14 protein-coding genes are annotated in these 13,709 nt (G+C 65.8%); 10 read left to right on the top strand and 4 right to left on the bottom strand.

The annotated features are described in order from the left end of the window. Positions 1-40: 40 nt before the first annotated feature. On the top strand, positions 41-748 hold the full coding sequence (locus ABQF30_RS24430) for a response regulator (protein WP_448468659.1): 708 nt from the start codon (positions 41-43) through the stop codon (positions 746-748). Beyond that, on the top strand, positions 745-1,851 hold the full coding sequence (locus ABQF30_RS24425; protein ID WP_448468657.1) for a sensor histidine kinase: 1,107 nt from the start codon (positions 745-747) through the stop codon (positions 1,849-1,851). The genes ABQF30_RS24430 and ABQF30_RS24425 overlap by 4 nt, the downstream gene beginning before the upstream one ends. On the opposite strand, the gene ABQF30_RS24420 is transcribed toward ABQF30_RS24425, so the two are convergent. From ABQF30_RS24420 to ABQF30_RS24410, 3 genes are all read right to left on the bottom strand, one after another. Next, positions 1,848-2,510 carry a DUF305 domain-containing protein gene (locus tag ABQF30_RS24420; protein WP_448468655.1) on the bottom strand — a complete coding sequence of 221 codons (663 nt, stop codon included), beginning with the start codon at positions 2,508-2,510 and terminating at the stop codon, positions 1,848-1,850. The genes ABQF30_RS24425 and ABQF30_RS24420 overlap by 4 nt on opposite strands. Before the next feature lie 71 nt (positions 2,511-2,581). Next, positions 2,582-3,865 carry a GAF domain-containing protein gene (locus tag ABQF30_RS24415; RefSeq protein WP_448468653.1) on the bottom strand — a complete coding sequence of 428 codons (1,284 nt, stop codon included), beginning with the start codon at positions 3,863-3,865 and terminating at the stop codon, positions 2,582-2,584. Positions 3,866-3,917: 52 nt separating this feature from the next. Then, complete coding sequence (locus ABQF30_RS24410; protein WP_448468651.1) at positions 3,918-4,964, bottom strand: 2,3-butanediol dehydrogenase; 1,047 nt, start codon at positions 4,962-4,964, stop codon at positions 3,918-3,920. Between the two features lie 141 nt (positions 4,965-5,105). Here ABQF30_RS24410 and ABQF30_RS24405 point away from each other — a divergent pair, with 141 nt between their 5' ends. The 7 genes from ABQF30_RS24405 to ABQF30_RS24375 all read left to right on the top strand — a co-directional run bounded on the left by ABQF30_RS24405 (position 5,106) and on the right by ABQF30_RS24375 (position 12,395). Next, on the top strand, positions 5,106-6,935 hold the full coding sequence (locus ABQF30_RS24405; RefSeq protein WP_448468649.1) for a flavin-containing monooxygenase: 1,830 nt from the start codon (positions 5,106-5,108) through the stop codon (positions 6,933-6,935). Between the two features lie 80 nt (positions 6,936-7,015). Continuing rightward, a complete protein-coding gene (locus tag ABQF30_RS24400) occupies positions 7,016-7,720 on the top strand; it encodes a polysaccharide deacetylase family protein (RefSeq protein ID WP_448468647.1) in 705 nt (234 codons plus the stop codon). Positions 7,721-7,818: 98 nt separating this feature from the next. Continuing rightward, a complete protein-coding gene (locus ABQF30_RS24395) occupies positions 7,819-9,558 on the top strand; it encodes a GMC oxidoreductase (RefSeq protein WP_448468645.1) in 1,740 nt (579 codons plus the stop codon). A gap of 10 nt (positions 9,559-9,568) precedes the next feature. Next, positions 9,569-9,895 carry a Rieske (2Fe-2S) protein gene (locus ABQF30_RS24390; protein WP_448468643.1) on the top strand — a complete coding sequence of 109 codons (327 nt, stop codon included), beginning with the start codon at positions 9,569-9,571 and terminating at the stop codon, positions 9,893-9,895. Further along, complete coding sequence (locus ABQF30_RS24385; protein ID WP_448468641.1) at positions 9,852-10,376, top strand: DNA-deoxyinosine glycosylase; 525 nt, start codon at positions 9,852-9,854, stop codon at positions 10,374-10,376. Before ABQF30_RS24390 ends, ABQF30_RS24385 begins: the two co-directional genes overlap by 44 nt. A 17-nt stretch (positions 10,377-10,393) precedes the next feature. Further along, entirely contained in the window at positions 10,394-10,930 is a 537-nt protein-coding gene (locus ABQF30_RS24380) for a P-loop nucleotide/nucleoside kinase family protein (protein ID WP_448468639.1), read from the top strand. Positions 10,931-10,970: 40 nt separating this feature from the next. Further along, complete coding sequence (locus tag ABQF30_RS24375; RefSeq protein WP_448468637.1) at positions 10,971-12,395, top strand: HNH endonuclease signature motif containing protein; 1,425 nt, start codon at positions 10,971-10,973, stop codon at positions 12,393-12,395. Here the strand turns inward: ABQF30_RS24375 and ABQF30_RS24370 are convergent. Next, on the bottom strand, positions 12,374-13,207 hold the full coding sequence (locus ABQF30_RS24370; protein ID WP_448468635.1) for an AraC family transcriptional regulator: 834 nt from the start codon (positions 13,205-13,207) through the stop codon (positions 12,374-12,376). The genes ABQF30_RS24375 and ABQF30_RS24370 overlap by 22 nt on opposite strands. Before the next feature lie 27 nt (positions 13,208-13,234). Here ABQF30_RS24370 and ABQF30_RS24365 point away from each other — a divergent pair, with 27 nt between their 5' ends. Continuing rightward, a complete protein-coding gene (locus ABQF30_RS24365) occupies positions 13,235-13,702 on the top strand; it encodes a VOC family protein (RefSeq protein ID WP_448468633.1) in 468 nt (155 codons plus the stop codon). The last annotated feature ends 7 nt before the right edge of the window (positions 13,703-13,709 follow it).

Below are 13,709 nucleotides of genomic sequence, written 5' to 3'. Positions count from 1 at the left end.
CCCCTAGGGTATTAGGCTGGGCCTCATGCACCATAGGACTATGGATCGAACCCCGGGCGGCTACCGTGCACTGATCGTCGACGACGAGGTCCCGCTGGCGGGCGTCATCGCCAGCTACCTCGTGCGCGAACAGTTCGAGGTGAGCGTCGCCCACGACGGGCACGAGGCCCTGCGGCTGGCCCGCGAAGTCGACCCCGATGTCGTGGTGCTCGACCTCGGGTTGCCCGGTGTCGACGGGGTCGAAGCCTGCCGCCAGTTGCGCACGTTCTCCGACGCGTACGTGGTGATGCTGACCGCGCGCGACACCGAAATGGACACCATCGTCGGGCTGTCGGTCGGCGCCGACGACTACGTGACCAAGCCATTCAGCCCGCGAGAGCTGGTCGCCCGCATCCGGGCCATGCTTCGCCGGCCGCGTAGCCCGTCTGCGCTGCACCTGCCCGACACCAGGGTTTTCGGTGCGCTGCGGATCGACGTGGGTGGGCGCCAGGTGTTCCTCGGCGACGACCCGATCACGTTGACTCGCACCGAGTTCGACGTGCTTGCCGCGTTGTCGGACCGGCCAGGGGTGGTGCTGAGCCGTCGTCAGCTCCTCGAAACCGTTTGGGAACCAACCTACGTCGGCAACGAACACCTCGTCGACGTCCATATCGGGCACCTCCGCCGCAAACTCGGCGACGACCCGGCGGCCCCACGCTATGTGGTCACCGTCCGGGGCGTCGGATACCGCATGGGCACCGGGCTGTGACCGGCCGCTCCGGCACAAGGCCCGGCCTCGGTGCCCGGCTGCTGTTTGCCCAAGCACTGGTACTGGGCACCGGTGCCGCGACGACCGGACTGGTGGCGGCCATCGTCGGCCCGCCACTGTTCCGTGAACATCTGCACCGCGCCGGGGTTTCCGGTGATTCGGCCGAGCAGATGCACGCCGAGGAAGCCTACGTCTACGCCACGGCGATCTCGGTCGGTGTCGCCCTCTTCGTGGCCGTGCTGGCCGCCCTCGTCGTCACGTGGTACGTCAGCCGGCGCCTGCAGCGGTCGGTCACCGACGTCGCCAGAGCGGCAACTGCCGTCGCCGACGGTCACTACGACTCTCGGGTGCCACCAGCGCACCTTGGTGACGACTTCGACGCTCTGGCACGGGCTTTCAACCAGATGGCAGGACGACTGGAGGCGGTGGACGCCAGCCGTCGGCAGCTCTTCAGCGATCTGGCGCACGAGATTCGCACCCCTGTCTCGGTATTGGAAGCCTACTTCGAAGCCGTGGAGGACGGAGTGAGAACCCTTGACCCCGAGACGGTTTCGATGCTGCGCGGCCAGACTCACCGGCTGGTGCGGTTCGCCGGCGACGCGGCCGCCCTTGCTCAGGCCGAGGAGAGCCAAGCCACGTTCCACCCCGTTTCGGTCACGGTTGACGACGTGGTGGCCGCCGCGGTGGCCGCGGCGCGCGACCGGTACGACGCCAAAGGCGTGGCCTTGCACTCCGCAATTCCCACGGACCTGCCGTCGCTGTGGGCAGACCCGCACCGGCTCGGGCAGGTTCTGGGCAACCTGCTCGACAACGCCCTGCAGCACACCCCGCCGGGCGGCAGGGTATCGGTCGAAGCCCGCCCGGGAGCCGGTTCCGTCACGCTGACCGTGGCCGACACGGGCGACGGCATACCCGCCGAACATCTGCCGCATATCTTCGAACGGTTCTACCGGGCCGATACCGCGCGCGACCGCGGCCACGGCGGGTCGGGCATCGGCCTGGCGATCGCCAAGGCGCTCGTCGAAGCCCACGGCGGCCGCATCACCGCGACCAGCGAAGCGGCCGGAACGACCTTCACGATCACCCTGCCAACCGTCGCTTAGAGCGTGCCCAGAATGCCGCGCATGGTGTCGATCTCCTGCTGCTGCGTGGTGACGATGGTGCGAGCCATCTCCACCGCGGCCGGGAACTGACCGTCGTCGATCTCGTCCTGCGCCATGGTGATGGCGCCCTCGTGATGGGCGATCATCTGCGTCAGGAACAGCTTCGCGGCTTCGACGCCCTGGGCGTTCTGCAGTGCGGTCATGTCAGCCTCCGACATCATCCCCTGCATGCCGGGCATACCGCCGTCGCCCATGTCGCCGTGCTCCATGCCCCCGTGGGCCGTGTCCCCGGACGGCATTGGCGGCATCGGCGGATTGCCCCACTGCTTCAGCCAGCCCTGCATCTGCTCGATCTCCGGCGCCTGTGCGGCCCTGATTTGCGTGGCCAGATCGGTCACCCGCGCGTCGATACCCTGTTTGGCCAGCAACATGTCGCTCATCTCGACCGCCTGCCGGTGGTGCGGAATCATGTGCTGGGCGAACATCACGTCGGCGTCGTTGTGCGCCTCGGCTCCCGGGGCCACCGAGCTGGTGACGCTGATCGAGGGCGCCGGTGTTGGGGTATTTGCCGACTGATCCGCCGTGTCGTTGCTACAGCCTGCCGCCACCGCGACCGCCACGAGAGCGCCTGCGCCTACCAAAGTTGTCCGTATCCACATGACTTCGAGCCTGCCCGCTGTCGATGTGGCTGCCCTAGTCGTTCGATGAAGATTCGATAAAGCTCGACAGCTCAACCGAGGTTGCGGGCCGCGCGGACAGCCGGCGCGGTTGACGATGTGAGCAGTGTCGACATGTCCTGCGGGTACCGGATTTCGACGTCCACCGAGTCGCCGAAGCGGTACGGCTTTCCGGCGACCAAACCGGCGAACTGCTTGCGCAGGCGCGACATCTCCGCCCGCACCGTAACCACCCGCGAGCGGTCCCCGTACAGGTCGTCGGCCAGCTCCGTCGCCGACCGGCCCTGCGGGCAGGTGGCCAGGATGAGCAGGATTTCGGCGTGTCGGCTGGAGATTCCCCGCCGCCAGCTACCGAATTGGCCGGTCATCTCCAGCGAGGGTTCGTTCCCGTCGCGCAGATCGAGGGTGATCCGAGACAGCGCGGGGCTTTCCTCGGCTTCGTCGGCGACCCGGACCAGCCAACCGTCAGGCAGTGACTCCACGTCACACATCCCGAACGGCGGTATCCATACCCGGCCCGGTATGCCGTTCTCCGGCAACAGAATCCGATTGTGCAGCGGTAGTGAGTCGACGGCCGCCACCCAGCCATGCGGGTCGACGGCGAGCGACGGAGCACCCATTCGGGCCAGGATGGGCGCCGACACCGTCCGCAGCCGGTTGAGCGTGCGGTCGTGCGCCTCGCGCAGCTTCGACTCGGCCAGTCGAGCCACCAGATCCACCAGCGCGACGGTGGTCGGGTGCACGGTCGCGGCCGGCCCGGACACGTCGACGATGCCGATGACGTGCCCGGTGCGCGGATCCCTGATCGGGGCGCCGGCACACGTCCACGGGTGGTGGCTGCGCAGAAAGTGCTCGGCGGAGAAGATCTGCACCGCACGGTGGGAGGCCAGCGCTGTGCCGATCCCATTTGTGCCCACCGAGTTCTCACTCCAGACCGCACCCTCGATGAATCCGAGCCGGTCGGCCAGGCTCAAGACGCGGGGCGAGCCCGAACGCCACAGCACCCGGCCGCGGGCATCGGCCATCACCAGGATGTTGTGGCCCTCGTCGATCACCGAATCCAGCCCACGCGATACGTCGTCGAGGACGGTCAGCAACCCCGATGATTGCCGCAGCATATCCAGCCCGCTGGTGTCGATCTGCGGCGGCGAATGACGCTCAGGATGGATACCTTTGCCCATCAGGCGTTTCCACGAATCGGCGATCAGTTCACGAGGCCGCGCAGGCGCCCGGGAACCGGACATCGTGGCGTCGTACACCTCGGACAGCAGCATGGCGTATCGCCGCGGGTCGTCGCCAGACGCGACCGCGGGCTCAGGTACCGACGAACCGGCCATCACCCACGATTGTGCTCCATGTCACAGCAATGTGCTGCATCCCCCTACCGAATTACTTCGCGGGGTCGACGAGCACCTTCATCTTCGTTCCCGCGTGGAGGGCTTCGAAGCCCTCGTCGACGACGTCGTCGATCCCGATCGCGCTCACCCAGCCCGTCGTGTCGTACACCCCTTGCGCCATCAGGTCGATGACCGCTTCGAAATCGGCGGAGGTGTAACACAGCGAACCCTGGATCCGGGACTCGTTCATCACCAGATTCAGAAGCGGGGTGGTCAACGGCTTCTCGTAGATCGCGACGCTGATGGTCGGCCTGCGTGCACCGACACAAGCTGTCGCCGCTTCGACGGCGGGGGCGACCCCGGCGGCGTCGAACGCGGCGTCGGCCCCGCGCCCCGACGTGTGGTCGGCGATGAACGCAGGAACGTCGATCTGCGTCGGGTCAAGGGTCCTGGCGCCCTGCGCCTCGATCGCCGCACGCCGGGTGGGTGAGGGTTCGGACACGAACACCGAATCCAGGCCTTTGCCGCGCAGCGCGAACCACAACCCGATCCCGATCGGTCCCGCACCGAAGATCACCGCCGTGTGCAGTGGGCCCACCTCACCCAACGTGGCTGCGTGATAGGCCACCGACATCGGCTCGACCAGTGCCCCCAGTTCCAGCGATACGTTGTCGGGCAACCGGTGCAGCATGTCGGTCGGCACCACGGTGTACTCGGCCATGCCGCCGTCCGACATCAGGCCGTGGAAGCCGATCTGCTGACAAATGTTGTAGGTCCCGGCCCGGCAGGGACCACATTTTCCACAGCGATAGATCGGTTCGATCGCGACCCGGTCGCCGGGCGCGAAATCGGTGACGCCGGCGCCGATGTCAGTGATGGTGCCGGAGAACTCGTGCCCCATGGTCAGCGGAAGTTGCCTGCCGGTCAGCGGATGCGGCTCGGTCGGCACAAAGATCGGTCCCGCATAGTATTCGTGCAGGTCAGTGCCGCAGATCCCGTTGAATCCGACCTTGACTTTGACGGTGCCCGCCGCGGGTTGGGGCTCGGGAACGTCGGTGACCTCGACCTTGTTCGGTCCGTAGTACACGGCTGCTTTCATACCGCTGTTCTAGGTGACCCAGAGCACGCGCCGGAAGAGTTGCAACACGTTGCGGGTCATGTTTCCGCAATCAAACAGTCGGTGTCCTGCAACCCCGTGCAACCCTTGTCGCAACCTTGCACCGCGGTGTGCGCTAGGCCCATGACTCAGACCACCGTTGCACCGCTGGCCACTCTGTCACCGCAGGAGCGGGTCGATGCGTGGCTGGCCGACTTCGAGTCCGCCCTGGCCTCCCGGAACATCGCTCGCGTCATCGACAAGTTCGCCACCGACAGCTTCTGGCGCGACCTCGTCGCCTTCACCTGGAACATCAAGACCGTCGACGGGCACGACGGCATTGCCGACATGCTGACCGCGCGGCTCGACGACACCGACCCGTCGGGCTTCCGGACCAAGGAGACGCCGACCGAGGAATTCGACGGCGATGCGGTCATCACCTCGGCGTTCATCGAGTTCGAAACCGCGGCCGGCCGCGGAAACGGGCATCTGCGGCTGCGGGATGACCAAGCATGGACACTGCTGACCACCCTGCAGGAGATCAAAGGCCACGAGGAGCGCAAAGGTGCCACCCGGGTGCTGGGTGCGGTGCACGGCTCTGACCCCGACACCCGCTCGTGGGCTGAGAAGCGCCTTGACGAGGAGCTGACGCTCGGCTACTCCGAGCAGCCCTACACCCTGGTGATCGGCGGCGGCCAGGGCGGCATCGCGCTCGGAGCGCGACTGCGCCAGCTCGGCGTGCCGGCCATCGTCGTCGACAAACACGAACGGCCCGGCGACCAGTGGCGCAAGCGCTACAAGTCACTGTGCCTGCACGACCCGGTGTGGTACGACCATCTGCCGTATCTGCCGTTCCCGCCGAACTGGCCGGTGTTCGCACCGAAGGACAAGATCGGCGACTGGCTGGAGTTCTACACCCGGGTGATGGAGGTACCGTACTGGAGTTCGACGACCTGCCTGTCCGCCAGCTATGACGAGACCGAGCAGCGTTGGACAGTCGAGGTGGACCGCAAGGGCGACCGGGTGACGCTGCGGCCGACGCACCTTGTGCTCGCGACCGGCATGTCCGGCAAGCCGAGCATCCCGACGTTGGCCGGTCAGGGAGTGTTCCGCGGAGACCAGCACCATTCGAGTCACCATCCCGGCCCCGATCGGTATGCCGGCAAACGGGCCGTGGTGATCGGCTCCAACAACTCCGCGCATGACATCTGCAAGGCGTTGTACGAGAACGACGTCGACGTCACGATGGTGCAGCGATCCTCTACCCACATCGTCAAGTCGGATTCGCTGATGGAGATCGGCCTGGGCGACCTCTACTCGGAGCGCGCGGTGGCCGCAGGCATGACAACCGAGAAGGCCGATCTGACGTTCGCCTCACTGCCGTATGCCATCATGGCCGATTTCCAGCGCCCCATCTACGACGCAATTCGCCAGCGCGACAAGGACTTCTACGCGCGGCTGGAAGCTGCCGGATTCGATCTGGACTTCGGTGACGACGACTCCGGGCTGTTCATGAAGTACCTGCGCCGCGGCTCGGGCTACTACATCGACGTCGGCGCTTCGGACCTGATCGCCGATGGCAGCGTGAAACTCGCACACGGCCAGGTCGACCGGCTCACCGAGGATGCGGTGATTCTGGCCGACGGCACCGAACTACCTGCCGATGTGGTGGTCTACGCCACCGGGTTCGGCTCGATGAACGGCTGGGCGGCCGATCTCATCGGGCAAGAGGTCGCCGACAAGGTCGGCAAGGTTTGGGGTCTGGGCTCGGGCACCACGAAGGATCCTGGCCCGTGGGAAGGCGAACAGCGCAACATGTGGAAGCCCACCCAACAGGACAACCTGTGGTTCCACGGCGGCAACCTGCATCAATCCCGGCACTACTCACTGTATTTGGCGTTGCAGCTCAAGGCCCGCTACGAAGGGCTGGCGACGCCGGTGTACGGACTGCAGGAGGTCCATCACCTGAGCTGACGACCACCACACATGGCGCCCCGAACGTGATACCCCCAACGCCGTTCGGGGCGCCTGCGTGGTGTTGATATACAGCAGGGATGCGCCGATGGCTGTGGGGTGTGGCCCTGGTATTGACGGTGATCGTCGGAGTGGCGGCCTGCGGGTACTGGGTGTCCAACGCGAGAACCTTCCAGTTGGCGGGCCGACTGGTGGACCGGGTCGACACGTCCGAAAAGGTCGTCGCACTCACCCTCGACGATGGCCCGACCGACCAAACCCCCGAAGTGCTGCAGATTCTCGCAGATGCCGACGTGCCGGCAACCTTCTACCTGACCGGCCGGGAGTTGGAAGCCGCCCCTGCGCATGGTGCGGCGATCGCCGCGGCGGGACACGAAATCGGCAATCACAGTTACTCCCACGAGCGGATGCTGCTGATGTCACCGCAAACCGTCGCCGACGAGGTCGAACGGACCGATGCCGCGATCCGTGCGACGGGTTACCAGGGCCCGATCACATTTCGGCCGCCCTACGGCAAGAAGCTGTGGACGTTGCCGCGTTACCTCTCCAAGCATGACCGCATCACGGTGACCTGGGACGTGGAGCCGGATTCCGCATCCCAGCCGAGCACGGACGAGATCGTCAGGCAAACGGTGGATTCGGTGCGCCCGGGATCGATCATCCTGTTGCACGCGATGTACGAGAGCCGCGCCGCGTCACGCGCCGCAATCCCCCACATTGTTGCCGAATTACGGTCAGACGGTTACCGATTCGCCACCGTGTCAGATCTGATCGGCCGCATTTGAATTTTCCTCCGGCGCAACGAGGTAAGTCATCCGAATCTTCGGATTAGTTTCGTGGTAATGCCGTTGGCGATACTCGACGCGTATTACGCTCAGGACACATGTCAGACGTGGACGCGCATTACGACGTAATCGTTGTCGGTTCCGGATTCGGCGGCAGCGTTGCCGCGATGCGGGCCGCCGAAAAGGGCTACTCCGTCGCCGTGATGGAGTCTGGAAAGCGTTGGCCCGACGACGAGGTTCCCGAAACCAGCTGGAATGTCCGCAAGTTCCTGTGGCAGCCCGAACTGGAAATGTTCGGCGTACAACGCATCGAGTTTCTCGATGACGTGTTGATTCTGTCCGGTGCCGGCGTCGGCGGCGGTTCCCATGTGTATGCCAACACGTTGTACGTACCGCCGCGGCGGTTCTTCAATGCACCCGAGTGGGCAGGCATCACCGACTGGGCTGACGAATTGGCCCCCTACATCGACCAGGCCCGTCGCATGCTCGGTGTCGTTCGGGTGCCGTACATGCCGACCGACTTCGACCGCGAGATGCATCAGGTGGCTGTCGACATGGGCGTCGGCCACACGTTCAACCGGGCCCCGGTCGGGGTCTACTTCGGCACCCCCGGCGTCGAAGAAGAGGATCCGTACTTCGGTGGCGTGGGCCCGCGCCGCCGGGGCTGCATCAACTGTGGTGACTGCATGATCGGCTGCGGACGCAACGCCAAGAACAAGCTGAATGTCAACTACCTGTATCTGGCCGAGAAGCTCGGCGCCGTCGTCCACGAGTTGCATGAGGTCTACGAGGTCACCCGGCGCGACGGCGGCGGCTTCGAGGTACTGACCCGCCATCCCGGCTGGGCACAGCGCGCGGTTCACCTGCACCGCCATCGCTACACCGCGGACCAGGTGATCGTCGCGGCGCATGCCTACGGGACGGCAAAGCTGCTCCTGCACATGCAGCACGACGGGAAGCTCGACGGCATGTCCGCCGAGCTCGGCCAGCGCGCCCGCACCAACTCCGAGCAGCTGCTCAACATCATTCGTCCGTACAGCGATTGGAAGAGCGATCCGGAGAAGGTCCACGTCACCCCCGGCGCAGTCTCCATCACCTCCGGTGTATGGCCCGACGACATGACGAGCATCGAACCCGTCTACTACGGACCGGGGAGCAACTTCATGGCGCTGTTGTTCAGCTATCACCAGCGCGGCGAGCAGGAGCACCCCACGCGGGATTGGCTGAGAGAACTGTTGACCAACCCGGGCAATGTTCTGGGTGCCAACGATGTTCGGCATTGGTCTGAACGCATGGCGGTGATGCTGTGCATGCAGGCCGACGACACGTCGATCGAGTTGTACTGGAAGAACGGCATGCTGCGCAGCCGCAAGAGCGGGCCCAATTCGCCGCCGGTGCACATCCCGATTGTCGAAGAATTCTCCGACCGCCTCGCGAAACGGATGAACAGCAAGCAGTACGCGCTGATGTTCGAGTCCGTCAACCGCACCGCCTCAGCGCACTTCATCGGCGGGATGCCGATCGGTGACAACGCCGAACACGGTGCCGTCGACCCATATCAGCGCGTCTTCGGCCAGCCCGGATTGCACATCCTCGACGGCAGCGTGATGCCATCCAACCCGGGCGTCAACCCGTCGCTGATGATCACCGCGATGGCCGAGCGCGCAATGTCGTTGTGGCCCAACAAGGGTGACGCCGACCTCCGCCCGCCGCTCGGATCCGGATACGAAAGGCTGGCCGCGACGATGCCGCACCGGCCGTTGGTGCCCGCCGGCGCGCCCGGTGAGCTGCGGTTGGATGCCCGGCAAGAAGACATCGTTCCCGATTATCCGTACTGAAGAGGTCACCGTGAGCACACCGACCAAGCCGTTACGGCGCCTCGGCGACGCGAACCAGTTGCCCGAAGGCGCAGTTATTCCCTTCTACCTGGACGATCTCAAGCACCGGGTGTCGGTGGCCCGCGTGGGTGGGCGGCTCTACGCGTTCGACGACCTGTGCCCCGTCGAACCGTGCCCGCTCTCAGCGGGCTTGCTCACCGGCACGACCCTGATGTGCCAGTGCCACGGCTGCCGCTTCGACATCACCAACGGCTCGGTGCTCAACGGACCCGCCTCGAAAAGCCTTGGTACCTATGAGGTCACCGAAACCGACGGTGCGATCTACGTATCGATCTGAGGTGCTGCACGGGTTGGCGCCGATCGCTGACGAGCGCGCCCGCGTGCTGATCCTCGGCAACATGCCCAGCGCGATCTCGTTGGCCACCAAGCAGTACTACGGCAATCCGCGGAACGGGTTTTGGCGGATCACCGGGGCGATCTTCGAGTTCGACTTCGATGCGCCGTACGAGGCACGGGTGTCGGCACTGCGTGGCCATGGTGTCGCGGTGTGGGACGTGCTGCGGTCCTGTCGTCGGGTCGGCAGCCTGGACTCGGCCGTCGAGCGGGACAGCATGGTGCCCAATGATTTTGCGCAACTCTTTGCCGCCCACCCAGGGATCGAGCGGCTGGTGTTCAACGGCGCTGCCGCCGAAACGAACTACCGCCGCCTGGTCGGGTCGGTCTCGCTGCCCGCCGTCCGGGCTCCATCGACCAGCCCAGCGCAGACCATGCGGTACGAAGCCAAGCTTGCCGCGTGGCGGGCCGCACTGGAGGTTTAGGCCATATGCTCCGAGGTATGGCCGAGTCCGGACGCACCGGTGTGCTCGTCGTCCTCTCCGGTCTTCCCGGGGTCGGTAAGACCACCATCGCGCGCCAGGCGAGTCAGCGTCTTGACGCAGTCCATCTGCGGATTGACACCATCGAATCCGCAATGGTCAGTTGCGGAATCGTCGCGGCGGCGGGCGGTTGGGACGCTGTCCCTGATGCGGGTTATCAGGTCGCCTACCGGCTCGCGGCCGACTTACTGCGTGCCGGGCACAACGTCATCGCCGATAGCGTGAACCCCCTCGTCGTCACCCGGCAGTCCTGGTCGGAGGTCGCCGTCGCAGCTGATGCGTTGTCGCTCAACGTCGAAGTCATTTGCAGCGACCCACGCCTTCATCGCGACCGGGTTGAGGCTCGGACGTCGGATTTGGATGGACTGACAGTTCCTACCTGGGAGCAAGTGCAGCGCCGGGAGTATCAACCGTGGGACAGTCCCGTCCTGCGGGTGGACACGGCTTTGGGCATCGACACCGCAGTGGACGACATCGTGGCCGCCGTCAGCAAGTAAGTGAAGCGATTTGTCGGCCATCCGGAGTAGTATCGAACACATGTTCGAACACGACTCTGACGCCGATCTGATCGACGCGCTAAGCACCGCGTCGCGGGCAGAGTCAGCCGCCATCGCCCACCGGTTCGCCGTGATCGGCGAACTCGATGCCCGCCGCGCCGTGGAACTGGCCGAGATGGCGCTCTGGACCACCGACCCCTTCGAAGCCGTCGCCGCCGAACTCTCCGCCGCCCTCAACATCAGCCGCTCGCGGGCCGGCTGGCGGATCCGCCACGCCCGCGCGCTGCGCGACCGGCTACCCAAAGTCGCGGCGGTGTTCGCCACCGGTGTCATCGACCTGCGAATGGTCGCCGCCCTCATCGCCCGCACCGACACCGTCGAGGAAACCGTCTGGCCCCAGCTTGATGAGGCCCTGGCCACCCAGGCGGTGCGATGGATGAAACTGTCCGAACGCAAACTCAACGACCGCATCGACCGCTGTGTCGCCAAACTCGACCCCAACGGGGTACGCGTCCCACCCGCCGTCGACGACAAACGCTTCATCCAAATCCAACCCGACCGCCCCGGCACCGCCACCATCTTCGGCACCGTACGCGCCGAAGACGGCGCCGCCCTCGACCAACGCCTCGACGCCGTGGCCAACACCGTCTGCGACCGCGATCCCCGCACCTTCGAACAACGCCGCACCGACGCCCTGGGGCCCGTGGCCCGCCTCCAAGAATGGATGGCCTGCCAGTGCGGCTTCCAGGACTGCCCGGTGGCCACCGAACACAAGAAAGCCGCGGCCGTGGTGATCCACGTGCTGGCCGACCAAGCCACCCTCGACGGGACCAGCGACGCGCCGGGCTATATCCCCGGCTTCGGCATCCAACCCGCCGACACCGTCCGCGAACTCGCCACAACCGCCACCCTCAAACCCGTGACGGCGCCCGCCGATCAGACTGATCCGAGCTACCGACCGTCGGTGGCGTTGGCCGAATTCATCCGCTGGCGCGACCTGACCTGTCGCTTCCCCGGCTGCGACGCCCCCGCCGGCCGCTGCGACATCGACCACACCACGCCGTATCCTGCCGGGCCGACCCACCCGTCCAACACCAAGCTCTACTGCCGTCCACATCATCTCGTCAAGACCTTCTACACCGGACCCGGCGGCTGGACTGACCGCCAACTACCCGACGGCACAATCGTTTTCACCTCGCCCACCGGGCACACCTACACCACCGAACCCCACGGCGCTGCACTCTTCCCCACCCTCGCCCAACCCACCGGCGAACTGAGCCTGCCCGAACCCCAAACACCCACCACCAACCGCGCCATCATGATGCCCACCCGCAAACAAACCCGCGAACAAGACCGCGCAGACTGCATCAACGCCGAACGCCGCCAACGCGCCGAACTCAACACCGAACAAGAACGCCAACGCCAAGCCTGGCTCGCCGCCAACTACGAACCACCACCGTTCTGATACCTGGTGGAGTATTCACCCGGCGTGCAGCCCAGCATCGTCCGGAAGTCATTGATGAAGTGCGCCTGGTCATACCAGCCGAGACGCACTGCGATGTCGGCGAAGTCGACGCCCGGGCAGCTTTCGATCTCCAGTGCGGCCTGTTGCAGGCGGTACCGGCACAGCACCCATTTGACCGGAACGCCGACATAACGGCGGAACACCCGTTGGGTGGTGCGAACACTCCACGGCGACCACTTCATCACCTGCTCCACCCGGTGCAGGGTGTCGTCGTCGCGGATCCGCCGCACCAGCGTGGTCAGCGCCTGGTACGTCGGGTCGGGTTCACCCGCGTAGGCCCCGATCGCCTCGTCCATCTGTGCGGCCGCAGACTCGATATCGTCGTCGAAAATCATTCGCCCACCGAATAACTCGTCGTCGACGGGTGCGACCCGTCCCGTCAGTGCGGCGGCGTCCCTACCGAACCGGGCCAAGAACCCGCCCGGACGGAAACGTGCGCCAACCACTGCGCCGCGCTCACTGATCGTCGTCCGAAACACCTTGTCCACCACGCCATGCACCAAGCTGCACGGCAGCTGAAACCCGTGACGCCAGCGGTCTTCTCCCCATTCATGGGTGAGGTGCAGCGCAGGGAAGGTGATGACGGTGCTCTCGAACGGCCCCTCGTCACGACGGTCCCAACTGACCGACCAAAAATGCTCGACGAACCGCGCGGCGTCCTCCGACGGCGCCCAGCGGCTCAGATCGAATGCCGAGCTGCTGCCGGCACGGCCGACCACGCCCCGCATTGGCGCGTTTTTACAAGCGGCCACAAGACACAGGCTACGAGACTGGACGGCATGAGCGACAAAGCAATCCCGGACGGCTACACCAGCCTGACCCCGTTCCTGTGTATCGACGGTGCCGCCAGGGCCATCGAGTTCTATGAGAGCGTGTTCGGCGCGAAAGTCGTCGAGCGGATGGACGGCCCCGACGGCACCGTCGCCCACGCCGAACTGGACTTCGGCACAGGACGCCTGCAGCTCGGCGACCCACAGGACGCATTCCAGATCGCCGCTCCCGATCCGGCGGCGCCCGCCACGCACTCGCTGGGGTTGTACTGCCCCGATGTGGACGCTGTGGTGGCGCGCGCGGAAAGGGCCGGCGCCACCATCCGGGAACCCGCGCAGACCTTCGTCACCGGCGACCGGTTCGCCTCGATTCTGGATCCATTCGGCCAGCGCTGGACCGTGATGACCCGCGTCGAGGACTACTCACCCGAAGAGCGGGAACGCCGCGTGGCCGAATGGGCGGCCGCCAACGGTTAACGTGACG

The organism is Mycolicibacterium sp. XJ870, from assembly GCF_053483975.1.
Note: the sequence above shows the minus strand (reverse complement) of the source record. Positions and strands in the feature narration are given on the sequence as shown.